A 15,802-nucleotide genomic window follows, 5' to 3' on the forward strand; every position below is an offset into this window, starting at 1 on the left:
CCGGAAGCCGTCCCGTGGCGTGACGCGGCCGCCCCCTCCGAGCACGCATTCTCGGATCCGAAGCGATCGGAGGGAGAGCGGGATGGAGTGGCGTCCGACGGTACGGGGCGCGGTGGCCGGGCTGCTCGCGCTGGGGCTGACGGTGCCGCCGCCGGCGGGGGCGAGCGAGGTGGCGGTGGCGCGGGCCGGGTACGTCGAGGCGTACCCGGCGGTGGCGGCGACGATGCGGGCCGCCGGTGCACCGTACGCCGGCTGGGTGGCCGCCGGCCGCTCCTTCCTGGCGTTCGATCCGCAGGGCGACGGGCTGGCCGTGGAGGTACTCGGCGACCTCGGCACCGCCGACCGGATCGTGGTGCTGGTGCCGGGGGTGGACAGCAGCCTGCGAGACTTCGACCGCGGCCTGGGCGGGGTGCGCCGACGCGCCCCGGCCGTCCATGCCCGGGCGATCTACGACGAGATCCGCGCGGTCCGCCCCGATGCCCGGGTGGCGGTGCTCGCCTGGCTCGGCTACGACCCGCCGAACGGGCTCGGTCGGGCGGCGGCGCGCTCCGAGCACGCGCGGGCCGGGGCGGACGCGCTGGTCGAGCTGACCCGGACGCTGGCCCGGCACCGCCCCGGCGCGACGGTGACGCTGGTCGGGCACAGCTATGGCGCGCTGGTGCTCGGATTGGCCGCACCCGACGTGCCGTCGCAGGTGACCGACCTGGTGACGCTGGCCGGGGTCGGGATGGGCGTGGACCGGGTGGGCGAGCTGGGTACCGACGCCCGGGTCTGGGCTGCCGAGGCACCGGACGACTGGATCCGCCGGCTCCCCCCGGTGCGGTTGTTCGGCTTCGGGCACGGGAGTCGGCCGGCCAGCCCCGACTTCGGGGCCCGCCCGCTGCCGGTGACGGGAGTGAGCGGGCACGACGGCTACCTGGTGCCGGGCAGCGCCACGCTGCACGCGACCGCCCTGGTCACGCTCGGCGCGCCCGGACCGGTCGCCCCGGCGGCGGTGACGGCCCGATGAGCACCGTCGAACGGCCACCGACCAGCACCGTCGAACGGCCACCGACCAGCACCGTCGAACGGCCACCGACCAGCACCGTCGAACGGCCACCGGCGGGCACCGTCGAACGGGCACCGGCGGGCACCCACGAACGGCGATCGGCGAGCGTTCTCGGGCCGTGGCGGGGCGGCAGCGCGGGTGGGGCTGGCCGACGAGGGCTGGCCGAGGCGCCACGGCGCTGGCGGGCCGGGTCGGACGGCGACGGCCGGGACCGGGGCATCGACGGGCTGCGGGCGTACGCGATCGGTGGGGTGGTGTTCGGGCACTGGCTGGTAACCGCCCTGGTCCTCGGCCCGGACGGCGCGCTGCGTACCGCCAGCCCGCTGGCCGCGATGCCGGCGCTGGCGCCGCTGACCTGGCTGTTCCAGACGCTCGGGCTGTTCTTCTTCGTCAGCGGGTACGCCTCGGCCCGGTCGCTGCGCTCGGCCACCGCCCGAGGGCTCGACCCGGCCCGCTGGTTGCGCCGCCGGCTCGGTCGGTTGGGCCGGCCGGTGCTGCTGTTGCTCGGCGGTTGGCTGACGGTGCTGGCCGTGGCCGCCCTGCTCGGGGCTCCGGCGGCAACCCTGCGGACCGCCGCCACACTGGTGATCAGTCCACTGTGGTTTTTGCTGCCGCTGGTGCTGCTGATCGCGTCGACCGCACCGCTGGCCCGGCTACTGGACCGGTACGGGCCGGTCCGGCTGGCCGTGCCGGCCGTGGCGTTGGTCACGCTGAGCGACCTGGCCGGGCGGAGCGCCGACCTGTCGGGCTGGCCGGTGCCGCTGCCCGGGGACGGGGCCTGGCGGGTACCGGTCGCGGTGCTGGCCGGGTGGCTGTTGCCGTACCTGCTCGGGATGGCCCTCGCCGACGGCCGACTCGGCGGCCGACGGACCGCCGTCGGGCTGCTGCTGGCCGGTGCGGCCGGGATGGCCGGGCTGGGTTGGGCGGGCTATCCGCTCAGCGCGGTCGGGGTGCCCGGGGACGGGGTGTCCAACCTGGACCCGCCGTCGCTGTTCGCGGTCTGCCTGGCGCTGGCCCAGATCGGCGCGGCGCTGCTGCTCCGGCCCGCCCTGGCCGGCGCGCTGGCCCGGCCGGGCCGGTGGGCCCCGGTGCACCGGCTCAACACGGTCGCGATGAGCGTCTACCTGTGGCACCAGAGCACCCTGCTCGGGGTGACCGCGCTGGCCGCGCTCGCGGTCCGGCTGGCCGACGCCGGGCCGGTACCCGGACTGCACACGGCGCCGGCCGGGTCCGGCTGGGTGGCGGCTCGGCTGGTCTGGTTACCGCTGCTGGTCCTGGTCCTGTATGTGCTGGTCGGACGGGCCGGCGGGGACCGGCAGGTCCGGTGAGAATCGGAGCCTCTTCCGCGCCACGGCGGGGTCGCGGAGCCGACACCGGAGGACCCGGAGGCCGACTGCGGCCACCGGGTCCTCCGGGTGTACCATGACTCACGTTCCAGGTCCGGCCGACAGATGGAGGTGATCGCTGTGCGAAATAGCGATCCTCCCAGTCGTGGCCGGGTCCTCGGTCAGTCCGCCTGAGTCGTGACGTCTCCCGCCGACTGACCCAGTTCCGCTTCACATCGCATCCTCCGGGACACTCCGGCATCCGTCGGCGTGCCGATCCAGCCGTGCCCGTCCGACGGCTGCCGGCGAGCCGAGGGTGTCCGTCGGCGAGCCGAGGATGCGGAGCCTGTCGAGCCGAGGGTGTGCAGCCGCCCGGTCACGACTTCGTGTGCGCCCACTGATCCCCGAGACACCTCGCCCGGCCCTGCGTCGGACCGGGAAGTCTCCAGTCGCCACCCGGAGAGCAGAGTCATGCAGCGTTACGTCGCCCCGCTGGGCTTCACCCTCGCCGCCGCCTGGGTCGTGCTGGTCTTCATCCTGGTCAGCGCGACCCCCTGACCGGCTCCGGCCCGGCGCCCGGCCGCCCGGTGCACCGGGCCGCCCGGTGGACCGGGCCGGTGGACCGGTGGACCGGACAGGTGGACCGGTGGACCTGGCCGGAGCGCCGTTGGCGACGAGGGTCGCACTTTCGCAGGGGCCGCCGCTCACACCAGGCGGGACGTCCAGAGCAGACTCAGCCCCGCCGCGCAGAGCGCGAAGAGCAACGCGATCCCGGCGTACCAGTGGGTGATCTCCCGGGCCTCGGTACGGAACCCGATCGAGCTGCCCATGTCCTGGTAGACCTGCTTCAGCTCGCTGACCGAGGCCGCCTCGTAGAAAAAGCCCTGCGTGGTCTCGGCGAGTTCGGCCAGGGCCAGCCGGTCGACCGGTACCCGCTGCACCTGGCCACCGATGTCGACCTGTCCCGAGTCGGTGCCGAACGCGATGGTCGAGACCGGTACGTTCGCCGCCTGCGCCGTCGCACCGGCCTCCTCGATCGAGCGTCCCGCGGTGCGGTAGCCGTCGGAGAGCAGCACGATCCGGGCCGGCGGGATGCCCTGGGCACCGTCCGCCGGCACCGACCGGATCGCCTCCAGGCAGGTGAAGACCGCCTCGCCGGTCGCTGTCGCCTCGGCCAGCACCAGGCCGTCGATCGCCTGGGTGACCGCCGGGCGGTCCTTTGTCGGCGGCACCAGCACGTTGGCGGACTTGGCGAAGGCGACCAGCCCGAGGTTGTAGGTCGGCGGCAGTTCCGCGACGAACTGCTTCGCCGCCTCCTGGGCCGCCTCCAGCCGGCTCGGCGTCACGTCGTCGGCCTCCATCGACAGCGACACGTCGATCGCGAGCATGATGGTGGCCCGCTCCAGCGGCTCCTTGGTGTCCACCGCCGGCCGGGCCATCCCGGTGGCCAGGACCAGCAGGCTGAGCAGCAGGACCCCGGCCGCGGCGTGCCGGCGCCAGCCGATCCCCTTCGGTGCGAGGCTGCGCAGGAGTTCGACGTTGGTGAACCGCATCGCGTACGTACGGCGGTGCAGTTGCCGCCAGACGTACGCCCCGGCGAGCAGCAGCACCGGCAGTACGGCCAGCAGCCACCACGGTTGCAGAAAACGGATCATCGAGTCGTCCCCCCGGTACGGGCGTGCCGCTGTGCCGCGACGAAACGCACCATGTCCAGCAGCCAGTCGGAGTCGGTACGCAGCCGCAGGTGTGCCGCTCCGGCGGCCCGCAGCTGATGGGCGATCGCGGCCCGCTGGGCCGCCGCGGCTTCGGCGTAACGGCGCCGCAGCCGCGGGTCGGCGGTCTGCACCTCGTGCAGCTCACCGGTTTCCGGGTCGACGACGGGCAGCACCCCGACGTCCGGCAGTTCCAGTTCACGCGGGTCGACCACCTCGACGGCGAGCACCTCGTGTCGGACCCCGAGCTTGCGTACCGGCCGTCCCCACTGCTCGGGCGGGGCCAGGAAGTCGGAGATCACCACGGCCATCCCCCGGCGCCGGGGCGGGCGGTTGAGCGCGTCGACCAGCAGCCCCAGGTCGGTACGCCCCGGTCGGGTCGGCGTGCCGGCGATGGTCCGGAGTAGCCCCTGCGCCTCCTTGCGCCCTGGTCGGGCCGGCAGCCGCAGCACCCCCGACCGCACCGGGGGCGGTCCGGCCCCGCCGTCCCGGGACGGGCCGGTGCCGATCACCGCACCGATCCGGTTGCCGCCGCGCACGGTCAGGTGGGTGATCGCCGCCGCCGCCGCGATCACCAGCTCGCGCTTGAGCCAGCGGCCGGTGCCGAAGTCGAGGCTGGCCGAGAGGTCCACCGCCAGCCAGGTCTCCAGTTCCCGGTCGGCGACCGTACGCCGGACGTGCGGCACCGTCGTCCGGGCCGTCACCGGCCAGTCCATCCGGCGTACGTCGTCGCCGGGGCGGTACTCCCGGGACTCCCCCGCCTCGGTGCCCGGCCCCGGCAGCAGGCCGAGGTAGTCGCCCTGGAGCAGCCCGTCGAGTTTGCGGGTGACCAGCAACTGCAACCGGGAGAGTACGGCGTCGGCCCGGGCCGGGCCGCTGTCGGTCGCCGACATCACGCCGGCGGACGCCCGGGCCACGCCGGACCGGCCGCCGGCACCCCGGACGCGGGCCCGAGGGCGGGTCCGGAGCCGGGCGGCGGGGCGGGGGTGGCGTGCTGCCGGGGCGCGACCGAGGGGAGCGGGATGGTGGACATCACCCGGTCGACGATGTGGTCGGCGGGGATGTTGTCCGCCAGCGCGTCGTAGCTGAGCACCAGCCGGTGTCGGAGGATGTCCGGGGCGATGTCCTGGACATCCTGCGGCAGTGCGTAGTCGCGGCCGCGCATCAGGGCGAGTGCCCGGGTGGCCCGGACGATGCCGAGCGAGGCCCGCGGGCTGGCACCGTACTGGATGAGCTGGGCCACGTCCGGCATCCCGTGCTCGGCCGGGGCACGGGTGGCCAGCACCAGGCGTACGGTGTAGTCGACCAGGGCGTTGTGCACGAAGACCTGGTCCGCCTTCTGTTGCAGCCCGACGAGTTCGAGCGGGGTGAAGACCGACGCCGGCTCGGGGGCGTTGACCCCCATCCGGTAGACGATCTCGCGCTCCTCGGCGTCGGTGGGGTACCCGACGAGGATCTTCATCAGGAAGCGGTCCCGCTGCGCCTCGGGCAGCGGATAGACGCCCTCCTGCTCGATCGGGTTCTGGGTCGCCATCACCAGGAACGGGTTCGGCACCCGGTGGGTCTGCCCGCCGATCGACACCTGCTGCTCGGACATCACCTCGAGCAGCGCCGACTGCACCTTGGCCGGCGCCCGGTTGACCTCGTCGGCGAGGAGGAAGTTCACGAAGACCGGCCCGAGTTCGACATCGAACTTCTCGCTCGACTGGCGGTAGATCCGGGTGCCGACGATGTCGGCCGGGACCAGGTCCGGAGTGAACTGCACCCGGGCGAAGGTACCGCCGACGACCCGGGCCAGGGTCTCCACCGCGAGCGTCTTGGCGACCCCCGGCACCCCTTCCAGCAGGCAGTGCCCGCGGGCCAGCAGGGCGACGAACATCCGCTCCACCATCCGGTCCTGCCCGACGATGACCCGCTTGACCTCGAAGAGGGCTCGTTCCAGCAGGGTGGCGTCCTCGGCCGGGGTGCTGTCGCCGGCGTGGGCGGTACCGCCCACGTCGGGCGTGGTCGGGATGTCGGGCGTGGTCGGCTGGGCCACCGGTCCTCCACAGCAGGGTCACAGAGCGAACAGCAGGGTCACAGGATCGAACAGCAGGGTCACGGGCTCAAGGGTCGGCGCGCGCCGACGCCCCCAAGCGTCGCACGTCCGGCGCGGAGACTGTGAAGGGAGAACCGGATTTGCGGTTCGATCCGGCCCGATCGCGCCACACCGGGCGCGCAATCCGGAAAACGGTCGGTGGTGGGTAGACATAGCGGGGTTTTCTCTGTGTACGATGCAGCGAATCGCCGGGCGGCTCCCCCCGTGGCCGCCCGGCGATCTCTTTCCCGGTAGCGCCGCCGTGCGCCGTAGACTCGCCGCCGTGAGTGACTCGTCCGCAGGCGCCGGCAAGGATTCCCCGTCCGCCGACGACCCGCCCCTGATCTGCTCCGCCAAGGGCTGTCGGGCGGTGGCGGTCTGGGCACTGCACTGGAACAACCCTCGGCTGCACACCGCCGATCGGCGGAAGACCTGGCTTGCCTGTGCCGACCACCGGCGGTCGCTCGGCGACTTCCTCGGCGCGCGGGGGTTCCTTCGGGAGGTAACACCCGCCGGGGGATCGCCTACGCTCGACACGTGAGCGAGCGAGGCGACGAGCGAGGCGGGCACGGCGAGGACAACCGGAGCGAGCACGGCGCGGAGCCTACGGTCGGCGAGCCTGCGGGCGAGGAGCCTGTTGGCGGCGAGCCTGTTGCCGGCGGCGGGCCCGCCGTCGAGGAGCCTCCGGCCGGGCGGTACCCGACCGGGCCGACCGACCCGCTGGAGCCGTGGCCGGAGACCGTACGCTGGCAGCCCGTTTCCATGGACCTGATCAAGGTGGAGGCACTGCGGCTCGGGATCGGCATGCTGACCCTGGCCGCCGGCGCCGGAATCGGCCTCGCGCTCACCGGGCACTGGCTGTTCGGCCTCGCGCTCGGCGCGGTGGCCGTACTGACCCTGTGGCGGCTGGCCGTGATCGTCCGGGCCGTCCGGGCCTGGGGCTACGCCGAACGCGACCACGACCTGCTGGTCCGGCACGGCCTGCTGGTCCGGCGGCTGTCGATCGTGCCATACGCCCGGATGCAGTTCGTCGATGTCACCGCCGGGCCGCTGGAGCGGGCCTTCGACCTGGCCACCGTGCAACTGCACACCGCCGCCGCCGCGAGCGACGCCCGGGTGCCCGGCCTGCGTCCGGCCGAGGCCTCCCGGCTGCGCGACCGGCTCACCGCCCTCGGCGAGGACCGGGCGGAGGGTCTGTGACTCCGCAGGAGTTCGCCGAGCCCCGGCAGCGACTGCACCCGTTGAGTCCGCTGCTGCACGGGGCGAAGTCACTGGTGGTGATCGTCGCCGCGCTCTCCTGGTCGACGCTGTCCCGGGTCGGCCCCGGCTTCTTCGCCCTGCTGGTGGCGGTACTGCTGATCGGCGCGCTCGTCCTCTCGGTGGTCAGCTGGTACAACACCGGCTATCACGTGGTCGGGCGGGAACTGCGGATCCACGAGGGTCTGCTGTGGCGGCGTACCCGGGCGATCCCGCTGGAGCGGCTGCAGTCCGTGGAGGTGGTCCGACCGTTGCTGGCCCAGCTCAGCGGGCTCGCCGAGTTGCGGCTGGAGGTCGTCGGCGGCGGCAAGACGGAGGCGCCGCTGGCGTACGTCACGGTGGCCGACGCGGTGGTCCTGCGGGAGCGCCTGCTGGTGCTGGCCGGCCGGGCGCCGTCCGGCCCGACCGCGACCGCCCCCGGCGTCGTACCGCCCGAGCGGCCCGGTGTCGGGGCACCGGGTCAGCCCGGCGTGCCGGGCCTGGCCGGGCTGGCCGGCGCCGAGCCACCCGTCGGCCGACACCTGCACGCGGTGTCCAACCGCGACCTGCTGGTCAGTCAGCTCCTCACCCCGCAGGCCTTCTTCCTGCCGTTCGGCGTCGCCTTCGTGCTCACCCAGTTCTTCACCGAGGGCTCCTGGTCGTTCATCGCGGTCGCCAGCACCCTCACCGCGATGGCCGGGGTGGTGCTCCAGCCGATCCGGCGGGTCCTCGACGACTGGAGCTTCCGGCTGGCCCGCGACGACGCCGCGCTGCGGGTCCGGCACGGCCTGCTGGAGACCCGGGCCCAGACCGTACCGCTGGACCGGCTCCAGGCGATCGGGGTGACCTGGCCGCTGCTCTGGCGGCCGAAGGGGTGGCTGCGGATGCGGCTGTCGATCGCCGGAATCTCCACCGGTGAGCTCGACGACCGGAGCCACCCGGATCGGCTGCTGCCGGTCGGTGACCTGGCCACCGCACAGATGATCATGTCGGAGATCCTGCCCGGGGTGGGGATCGCCGGCACCCTCACGCCGCCGCCGGCCCGGGCCCGCTGGGTGCACCCGCTGGCCCGCACCGCACTCGGCGCCGGGCTCTCCGCCCGGGTCTTCGCGGTCCGCTCCGGACTGCTGACCCGGGAACTCCTCGTCGTGCCGTACGCCCGGATCCAGAGCGTGCGGGTGGTGCAGGGTCCGCTCCAGCGGCGGCTGCGGCTCGCCACCGTCTACGCGGACACCGCCGGTGGGCCTGCGGCGGCGGCCCGGGACCGGGACCTGTACGAGGCCTGGGCGCTGGCCGCGGAGCTGACCGCCCGGGCCCGGGCCGCCCGGCTCACCGACCCGCGCTGACGGTCCGCTCCGGCGCCGGGCCCGACTCCGGCCCGGTGTCGGTCTTCGTTCCGGCCGCCACGCCACTGTCGATGGCCGCCCCGTCCCCGGCCGCCCCGTCACGGGCCGCTCCGTCACCGGCCGACCCGTCTCCGGTGGATCCGGCCGTCACCGCATGCGCCGGCTCGGCCTGCACCGGCTGGCGGCGGGCCCTGCGTGCCGCCCACCAGCGCTCGGCGAGCCCGACGACCAGGAAGGTCAGTCCGACGTACGCCCAGCCGACCAGTACGTCGATCACGTAGTGCTCGCCCGCGTAGACCAGGGTGAAGGTCATCGCCAGCGGGTAGCAGAGCAACAGCGGCCACCAGCGTCGCCGGGTCGCGCCGAGGAAGAAGACCACCACGAAGAGCGCCCAGGCGGTGTGCAGCGACGGCATCGCGGCGACCGGGTTGGAGGCGAACTGGCCGGCGTTGAGCAGGTTGCCGGCGCCGTGCATGCCGAACTCCCGCCAGCCCCGGGTGGAAATCCGGGCGACATCGGAGAGCATCCCGTATTGGGCGGCCCACCAGGGCGGCGCGGCGGGGTAGATGAAGTAGGTGACCAGGCCGGCGGCGCAGAGGAAGCCCCACCGGCGCATGAACGCCGCCCACCGGGGGCGGGAGCGCAGCCAGAGCACCACCGCGGCGGCCAGGGTGACCACGAAGTGCGAGAAGTAGACCCAGCTCACCCCGACGTCCCACCAGTGGATGCCGTCCGGGTCGTAGAGGTGCTGTTGCAGCCAGACCGTCGGGACCTGGCCGTCCATCGCCCAGCCGAACATCCACCGGTCGGCGACGATCAGCTCGTAGGCGTGCGGCGTCGCGCCGTTGTCGGCGAACCCTCGGGAGAGGTTGTACAGGGCCAGCAGCACCACCACCGGCAGCCAGTCCCGGGCGAAGCCCAGGTGCGTGCGCCAGGGCCGCTCACTGCGCCAGGCGATGGTGGCGGCCCAGAGCCAGGCGAAGGCGTAGAGCGGATCGGTGGGCAGGCCGATCAGCAGCCAGGCGGCGACGAAGGCCACCGCCCAGATCGACATGGCGACGAACCGGCGACGGCGCCGGTCGTCCGGGGCCGCCGGACCGGGCGGCGGCGCGGGCGGGGAATCGGTGACGGTGACGGGCATCGCCGTCCAGGTTAACGGCGCCGGCACGACGGGCTCGCTGAGGGACGACGGCGAGCGGTACGGAGGCACGCGCGGGCGGTACGACGACGCGCCCCGAACGCGACTAGCAACCCGCTTGCTAGCTTAGCAACTCAGTTGCTAGTGTTCCCCGCCATGTCGGTCTCCCGGATCCTGCTCGGCCTCCTCGAACCGAGGTCCCAACACGGCTACGTGCTGCGGCGCCGCTACGACGAGTGGTTCGGCAACAGCCGACCGCTCAAGTCGGCGCAGGTCTACGCCACCCTGGGCCGACTGGATCGGGACGGGCTGATCAACCTCACCGGGGTGGCCAGCGGGGTCGGGCCGGACCGCCGGGTCTACGCCATCACCGAGACCGGCGTCGGCGAACTCGACCGCTGGCTCGACGAGCCGGAGGTGCCCGAGGTGACAGGCAGCCGGCGGGTGCTCTTCGCCAAGGTGCTGATCGCGCTCTCCAGCGGCCGGCCCGCCGAACCGATGCTCGACCGGCAACGCCAGGCACACCTGGCCCGGATGCGCGAGATGCGCGCCCAGCGGCAGGCCGGCGACCTGCTCGCCCAGCTCGACGCCGACTTCGAGATGTACCACCTCGACGCCGACCTCAAGTGGATCGACGGCGCCGTTGCCCGGCTCGCCCGGCTGGCCGCGCTGGTGTCCCGGATCGACGACGCGAAGAAGGAGCAACGATGACCCTCCAGGGCAGCAACCTGGCCCTCCGGTTCGGCCAGACCGTCGCGCTCGACGGCGCCGACGTGACCGTCGCCCCTGGCGAGATCCTCGCCATCATGGGGCCGTCCGGCTCCGGCAAGTCGAGCCTGCTGCACGTGCTCGCCGGCATCCTCCGTCCGGAGCACGGCGAGGTGCGCCTCGACGCGCAGCGCATCGACAACCTCTCCGACAGCCGGCGCAGCAAGCTCCGGCTCCGGTCGTTCGGCTTCGTGCTCCAATTCGGTGACCTGGTGCCGGAGCTGTCCCTGCGGGAAAACGTCGAACTGCCGCTGCGACTGCTCGGCACGTCCCGGGCGAAGGCCCGACGCCGGAGCGTCGAACTGCTCGGCCAGCTGGCCGTGGTCGAACTGGCCGACCGGCGCCCGGGCCAGGTCTCCGGCGGCGAGGCACAGCGCGCCGCCGTCGCCCGGGCACTGGCGCACCGGCCGTCGGTGATCTTCGCCGACGAGCCGACCGGGGCGCTGGACAGCGCCGCCGGCGAGGTGGTGCTGGACGCGCTGACCGGACTGGCCCGCCAGGAGGGCAGCGCGGTCGTGATGGTCACCCACGAGGCCCGGGTGGCGGCCTACGCGGATCGGACCGTCTTCCTGCGCGACGGGCGGGTGGCACCGTGAGTGCGAGGAGTGAGCCGGGCTTGCGAGCCCCGCAGCCACGAACGAAAGACGGCACCGTGAGTGCGAGGAGTGAGCCGGGCTTGCGAGCCCCGCAGCCACGAACGAAAGACGGCACCGTGAGTGCGAGGAGTGAGCCGGGCCTGCGAGCCCCACAGCCACGAACGAAAGGTGCGACGGCGTGAGGCGGTGGCTCTGGCTCGGGCTGCGGCTCTCGATCGGCTCCGGACGGGGCGGGCTACTTCGTGCCGCGCTGATGTCGTCCGGGGCGGCGCTCGGCGTACTGCTGGTACTGGGTTCACTGGCCTCGGTCTCGGTGGCCGGTGCCCAGCACGACCGGGCCGAGGCCCGCACCCCGGTCCGCGAGGAGAACCCGGCCAGCCCCTCGACGCTGCGGATCTACGACATCGAGGACGCGGTGGACGGCCGGCTGCTCCGGCGTACCGCCGTGATCGGTGCCACCGCGACCAGCCCGCGCCCACCCGGGGTGGCCGCGCTGCCCGCACCCGGGGAGATCGTGGTCTCGCCGGCCCTGCGGGAACTGATCACCACCGACCCGAGGGCGGCGGCACGGTTCCCGCAGCGGGTGATCGGCACGGTCGGTCCGGCCGGGCTGCTCGCCCCGGACGAACTGCTGGCCTACGTCGGCGCCGCACCGGTCGTGGTGCCGGAAGAGGATCGGCTGCTCGACCAACACTGGCCGGTCACCGGCTTCGGGCATCCGCTGGAATACGCCCTGGGCGAGGGGGCCGGGCCGGACGTCTTCAGCCCGGCCCGGATCCTGGCCGGCGCCTTCGGGTTCTTCGTGCTGGTCCCGTTCGGCGTCTTCCTGGCCACCTGCGCCCGGCTCTCCGCCTCCACCCGGGACCGCCGGATCGCCGCCCTGCGGCTGCTCGGCGTCTCGGCCCGGCAGGCGACCCTGGTCAACGCCGTGGAGACCGGGGTGGTCACCCTCGGCGGGGCGCTGCTCGGGCTGGCCGGCTTCGCGCTCCTCGCCCCGGTCTCGGAGGGCTGGCGGATCGGCCGGCTGCACTGGTACGCCGCCGACCTCGCCGTACCGGTGCCGGCGGTCGTCGGGATGGTCGCGCTGACCGTGGCGTACGCGGTCGTCATCGGCGTACTCGCGACCCGGCCGGCCCGGGTCGACCCGCTGGCCGTACGCCGTGACGCCCCACACCGCCGCCCCGGCGCCTGGCGGGTGCTGCCGCTGCTGGCCGGGCTCGGCGGGGCGGTACTGGCCGGCTGGTCCGGTCGCGGCGAAGCCAGCCAGGGCGATGCGCTGCTCTTCCTCGTCTCGATGCTGCTCGTCGGGTTCGCGCTACCGCTCGCCCTGCCCACTCTCGGGTACGCGGTCGCCACGCTGCTGGCCCGGCTTCCGGGTACCCCGGTCTGGCTGGAGTTGGCCACGGCCAGGCTGCGGCACGCCCCCGGGGTGGCACCCCGGCTGATCGCGGCCTTCACCGTGATGGTCTACGTGGCCGGGATGGGTCCGCTCGCCGTCGGCCTGGTCATCGACCAGCGCTACCTCAGCTCGGTCGACGGTTCGGGCGGACACCGGATGTACACCGTCTCCGGCCCGGGCCCGTTGCCCGCCACCGACCTGCGGCAGGTCCCCGGCGTACAGGTGGTCCACCTGGCAAGCGTCCCGGCGACCATCTCCGGCGAGCGGGGCAATCTGCTCGTCGGCGACTGCGCGGACCTCACCGGCATGTACACGCTCGGCCCCGGCGAGTCCTGCGTGGACGGCCGGACCTATCGGCTGGCGCACCAGTTCCACTTCGGGATGCCGCTGCCGAAACCGGGCGAGGAGGTGGTCGCGCAGGGCGGCACCCGGGTCCCGGTACCGGAGCAGATCCTGCGCCCGCGGATGCGGTTCGACATGGGCATGTCCGGCACGTTGCTGGTCACCCGGCAGGCGCCGGTAGCCGCCGCACTGGAGGTGCCGCCCCCCGCCAGACTTCAATTGGTGGCGACCGACCGGGCCGCCGCCGACCGGGCCGCCCAGGTGCTGGCCGCCCGGGTACCGACCCGGTACCTGTCGGGCGACCTCGGCACCCGGCGCGGCATCGATCCGGAAATGCTGATGACGCTGCTGGTCACCGGGCTCGTCATGAGCTTCGGGCTCGGCATCGGCGCGTTCACCGTCGCCGCGATCGACCGCGGCGTCGAGCGGCGCCGGGACAACGCCACGCTGGCCGTGGTGGGCACCAGCCCGCGCACCATCACCGCCGGCGAGGTCGGGTTCGGCACCGTACCGCTGGTGATCGGGCTCGGCCTGGCCAGCCTGGCCACGGTCACCATCGCGGTCGTCCTCGCCGGCCTGCTCCACCTCGACCCGGATCGGGTCCTCGACCGGGTCGCCCCGACGCTCTGGCTGGCCGGCGCGGCGCTGCTGGTCGGGGTGGTGCTGATGGCCGTACCGGCCTGGTTGACCCAGCGGATCACCGCGGAACAGCTCCGCCGGCCCTGACCCGGGTGAGGAGATCGGGGGCAGCCGGTGCCTGGGGTGGTCCGCCCCCGGGTCTCCGGCTGGTCCGCTCTTACCGGCGGCCCGTCGACACCGCGCCTCCTCCGCCAGCTTGGCCGGCGACGGGTGCCCCGGCTCGGAGACCGTCGAGTTACCCGAGTTGCCCCGCCTGTTCGCCCACCACGGCTGCCCCTCCGACCGGCCGCGCTCACCTGGACGCTGGAGGCGGAATCGACCGGTCGTAGCGCACCTGGTGTCCAGGTGACCGGGCGCCGGCAGTTGGTTCGCTGGACCATGGTCGGCGGCGAGTCCGGTTCGGGATCGCTGGGACCAGTGTGTCGACCGTGCCACGTCCGTTTCTCCCGTCGGCTCAGGCCGAACCCTGTCCTTGCCTCCGCACGCAGCGGCACCTACGCCTCCGATCGATACCGACGGAGCCCGCGGGCGGCGGGGCCGTCACGGCACGGAAACCACCTGCTCGCGTACGGTTTCCCCAGTTCGGGGAGCGGCTGGCCGTGGATTGTCGGATAGCGGTCCGGCGTGTCGTCGCGTGTCGGCGTCAGCGGTCGGCCGAACATCTACGCTTTGCTGATGGATCAGGAACACCCGGCCGGACAGGTGCCGGAGTCGGCGTCGGGCGGTGCGACGCAACCGCAGGTCAGCGGAGCCACACCCGCGTCAGAGAGCGAGTCGCAGAGCGTTTTTCCGCCGGGCCTGACCGCCCGGGTCGAGCTGACCGTCACCGACGTCGACACCGCGCAGGCGGTCGGCTCCGGCGACGTGCCGGTGCTGGGTACCCCCCAGGTGCTGGCGCTGGCCGAGGCGGCCACCGTCGCCGCCACCGCGAGCCGGCTGCCGGCCGGAATGACCACCGTCGGAATGCGGGTGGAACTCGACCATCGGATGCCGACCCCGGTCGGCCGGACCGCTGTGGCACAGGCCCGGCTGGCCAAGGTCGACGGGCGGCGGCTGCTCTTCGAGGTGGCCGTCACCGAGGGCGCGACCACGGTTGCCGAGGGTCGGGTGGAACGGATGCTGGTGGACCGGCAGCGGTTCCTCGCGCGGGCCCAGGGCACGCCATGACGACGACCACCGGCATCGCCTTCACCGAGATCGCCGACCGGGTGTACGTGCTGCGCCAGCCGGTGCTCGACGTCAACGTGACCCTGGTGGTCGGCGACGGCGGGGCGCTGGTGGTGGACACCCTCTCCACCGCCGGTCAGGCCGCCGAACTGCTCCGCGCGGTCCGGGCACTCACCGCCGACCCGCTGGTCGTGGTCAACACGCACCACCACTTCGACCACTGCTTCGGCAACGCCGCGCTGGCCGCCGACGGTCCGGTGCCGATCTACGCCCACGAGGAGACCGTCCGGCTGCTCCGCGAACAGCCCGCGCTGGTGCGCCGGCAGGCGTACGACGAGGTGCTGCCGGCCGATCCCGGGCTCGCCGCCGAACTCGCCCGGACCACGGTGCTCGCCCCCACCCATTCGGTGCGCCGGGAGGCCACCGTCGATGTCGGCGGTCGGGCGGTGCTGCTTCGCCACCTGGGCCGAGGACACACCGAGGGTGACCTGGTGGTGCAGGTGCCGGACGCCGACGTACTGGTGGCCGGTGACCTGATCGAGCAGAGCGGTCCACCGGCCTTCGATGACGCGTTTCCGCTGGAGTGGGTGGAGACCGTCGCCGCGCTACTCGGCTGCCTCACCCCGGGCACGGTCGTCGTACCCGGGCACGGCACGGTGGTCGACACCGAGTTCGTCCGGGTCCAGCACGACGACCTGGCCACGATGAGCTGGCTGATCCGCAACGGGGACGCCGACCGGGCTCCCGCCGACCGGGTGGCCCAGCGCACGCCGTTCGGCCCGGAGGCCGGCCTCGCCGCCGTCCAGCGTGGGTACGCCGAACTGCGCGGCGACGCCTGAGCCGCCGCCATCCCACGGGCCCGGTCAGCCGGGACAGCGGCCGGGCGTCCCGGGAGTCCGGTCAGCCGGGAAGCGGCGCGACCTGCCCCGGGGTCGACTCAGCCGGGAAGCGGCGCGACCTGCCCCGGGGTCGACTCAGCCGGGAAGCGGCGCGACCTGCCCCGGGGTCG

The 15,802-nt window shown here is 73.9% G+C and carries 14 protein-coding genes; 10 read left to right on the top strand and 4 right to left on the bottom strand.

Going from position 1 to position 15,802, the window contains the following annotated elements; translation table 11 throughout:
* Window positions 1-82: 82 nt before the first annotated feature.
* Window positions 83-1,009, top strand: coding sequence for an alpha/beta hydrolase (locus EV371_RS01580; RefSeq protein WP_130460464.1), 927 nt, complete (start codon window positions 83-85; stop codon window positions 1,007-1,009).
* Window positions 1,006-2,376, top strand: a complete 1,371-nt coding sequence (locus tag EV371_RS01585; RefSeq protein WP_130460465.1) for an acyltransferase family protein — start codon at window positions 1,006-1,008, stop codon at window positions 2,374-2,376. Before EV371_RS01580 ends, EV371_RS01585 begins: the two co-directional genes overlap by 4 nt.
* Window positions 2,377-3,077: 701 nt before the next feature.
* Here the strand turns inward: EV371_RS01585 and EV371_RS01595 are convergent.
* Genes EV371_RS01595 through EV371_RS01605 form a run of 3 tightly spaced genes read right to left on the bottom strand, consistent with a single transcriptional unit; the run spans window position 3,078 to window position 6,123 of the window.
* The gene (locus tag EV371_RS01595; protein ID WP_130460467.1) at window positions 3,078-4,028 is read right to left on the bottom strand and encodes a VWA domain-containing protein; all 951 of its coding nucleotides are present in this window, start codon (window positions 4,026-4,028) and stop codon (window positions 3,078-3,080) included.
* Window positions 4,025-4,978 (bottom strand): DUF58 domain-containing protein, encoded by a 954-nt coding sequence (locus EV371_RS01600; RefSeq protein WP_130460468.1) that lies wholly within the window; start codon window positions 4,976-4,978, stop codon window positions 4,025-4,027. The genes EV371_RS01595 and EV371_RS01600 overlap by 4 nt, the downstream gene beginning before the upstream one ends.
* On the bottom strand, window positions 4,978-6,123 hold the full coding sequence (locus EV371_RS01605; protein ID WP_486484434.1) for an AAA family ATPase: 1,146 nt from the start codon (window positions 6,121-6,123) through the stop codon (window positions 4,978-4,980). Before EV371_RS01605 ends, EV371_RS01600 begins: the two co-directional genes overlap by 1 nt.
* 322 nt (window positions 6,124-6,445) lie before the next feature.
* On the opposite strand from EV371_RS01605, the gene EV371_RS01610 reads away from it, so the two are divergent.
* The 3 genes from EV371_RS01610 (at window position 6,446) to EV371_RS01620 (ending at window position 8,744) form a co-directional block, all read left to right on the top strand.
* A complete protein-coding gene (locus EV371_RS01610; RefSeq protein ID WP_130460469.1) occupies window positions 6,446-6,703 on the top strand; it encodes a hypothetical protein in 258 nt (85 codons plus the stop codon).
* A 179-nt stretch (window positions 6,704-6,882) separates the two neighbouring features.
* Window positions 6,883-7,362 carry a PH domain-containing protein gene (locus EV371_RS01615; RefSeq protein WP_349340832.1) on the top strand — a complete coding sequence of 160 codons (480 nt, stop codon included), beginning with the start codon at window positions 6,883-6,885 and terminating at the stop codon, window positions 7,360-7,362.
* Window positions 7,359-8,744 (top strand): PH domain-containing protein, encoded by a 1,386-nt coding sequence (locus tag EV371_RS01620; RefSeq protein ID WP_130460471.1) that lies wholly within the window; start codon window positions 7,359-7,361, stop codon window positions 8,742-8,744. Before EV371_RS01615 ends, EV371_RS01620 begins: the two co-directional genes overlap by 4 nt.
* Here the strand turns inward: EV371_RS01620 and EV371_RS01625 are convergent.
* Window positions 8,728-9,885, bottom strand: coding sequence for a phosphatase PAP2 family protein (locus tag EV371_RS01625; RefSeq protein ID WP_130460472.1), 1,158 nt, complete (start codon window positions 9,883-9,885; stop codon window positions 8,728-8,730). The genes EV371_RS01620 and EV371_RS01625 overlap by 17 nt on opposite strands.
* A 153-nt stretch (window positions 9,886-10,038) precedes the next feature.
* On the opposite strand from EV371_RS01625, the gene EV371_RS01630 reads away from it, so the two are divergent.
* The 5 genes from EV371_RS01630 (at window position 10,039) to EV371_RS01650 (ending at window position 15,632) form a co-directional block, all read left to right on the top strand.
* Window positions 10,039-10,593 (top strand): helix-turn-helix transcriptional regulator, encoded by a 555-nt coding sequence (locus tag EV371_RS01630; RefSeq protein ID WP_130460473.1) that lies wholly within the window; start codon window positions 10,039-10,041, stop codon window positions 10,591-10,593.
* Window positions 10,590-11,246, top strand: coding sequence for an ATP-binding cassette domain-containing protein (locus tag EV371_RS01635; protein ID WP_130460474.1), 657 nt, complete (start codon window positions 10,590-10,592; stop codon window positions 11,244-11,246). Before EV371_RS01630 ends, EV371_RS01635 begins: the two co-directional genes overlap by 4 nt.
* A gap of 178 nt (window positions 11,247-11,424) precedes the next feature.
* Window positions 11,425-13,713, top strand: coding sequence for an FtsX-like permease family protein (locus EV371_RS01640; RefSeq protein ID WP_130460475.1), 2,289 nt, complete (start codon window positions 11,425-11,427; stop codon window positions 13,711-13,713).
* Window positions 13,714-14,301: 588 nt separating this feature from the next.
* Window positions 14,302-14,793: a thioesterase family protein gene (locus EV371_RS01645; RefSeq protein ID WP_349340827.1), complete on the top strand. Its 492-nt coding sequence runs from the start codon at window positions 14,302-14,304 to the stop codon at window positions 14,791-14,793.
* Entirely contained in the window at window positions 14,790-15,632 is an 843-nt protein-coding gene (locus EV371_RS01650; RefSeq protein WP_130460476.1) for an MBL fold metallo-hydrolase, read from the top strand. The genes EV371_RS01645 and EV371_RS01650 overlap by 4 nt, the downstream gene beginning before the upstream one ends.
* Window positions 15,633-15,802: the final 170 nt, after the last annotated feature.

The sequence above is a fragment of the Plantactinospora sp. CNZ321 genome (assembly GCF_004217235.1).

What these genes read in the sequence shown, in the direction of transcription:
- EV371_RS01580 (WP_130460464.1), top strand. Translation starts at nt 83, where the DNA reads ATGGAGTGGCGTCCGACGGTACGGGGCGCGGTGGCCGGGCTGCTCGCG.
- EV371_RS01585 (WP_130460465.1), top strand. Translation starts at nt 1,006, where the DNA reads ATGAGCACCGTCGAACGGCCACCGACCAGCACCGTCGAACGGCCACCG.
- EV371_RS01595 (WP_130460467.1), bottom strand. Translation starts at nt 4,028, where the DNA reads ATGATCCGTTTTCTGCAACCGTGGTGGCTGCTGGCCGTACTGCCGGTG.
- EV371_RS01600 (WP_130460468.1), bottom strand. Translation starts at nt 4,978, where the DNA reads ATGTCGGCGACCGACAGCGGCCCGGCCCGGGCCGACGCCGTACTCTCC.
- EV371_RS01625 (WP_130460472.1), bottom strand. Translation starts at nt 9,885, where the DNA reads ATGCCCGTCACCGTCACCGATTCCCCGCCCGCGCCGCCGCCCGGTCCG.
- EV371_RS01630 (WP_130460473.1), top strand. Translation starts at nt 10,039, where the DNA reads ATGTCGGTCTCCCGGATCCTGCTCGGCCTCCTCGAACCGAGGTCCCAA.
- EV371_RS01635 (WP_130460474.1), top strand. Translation starts at nt 10,590, where the DNA reads ATGACCCTCCAGGGCAGCAACCTGGCCCTCCGGTTCGGCCAGACCGTC.
- EV371_RS01645 (WP_349340827.1), top strand. Translation starts at nt 14,302, where the DNA reads ATGGATCAGGAACACCCGGCCGGACAGGTGCCGGAGTCGGCGTCGGGC.
- EV371_RS01650 (WP_130460476.1), top strand. Translation starts at nt 14,790, where the DNA reads ATGACGACGACCACCGGCATCGCCTTCACCGAGATCGCCGACCGGGTG.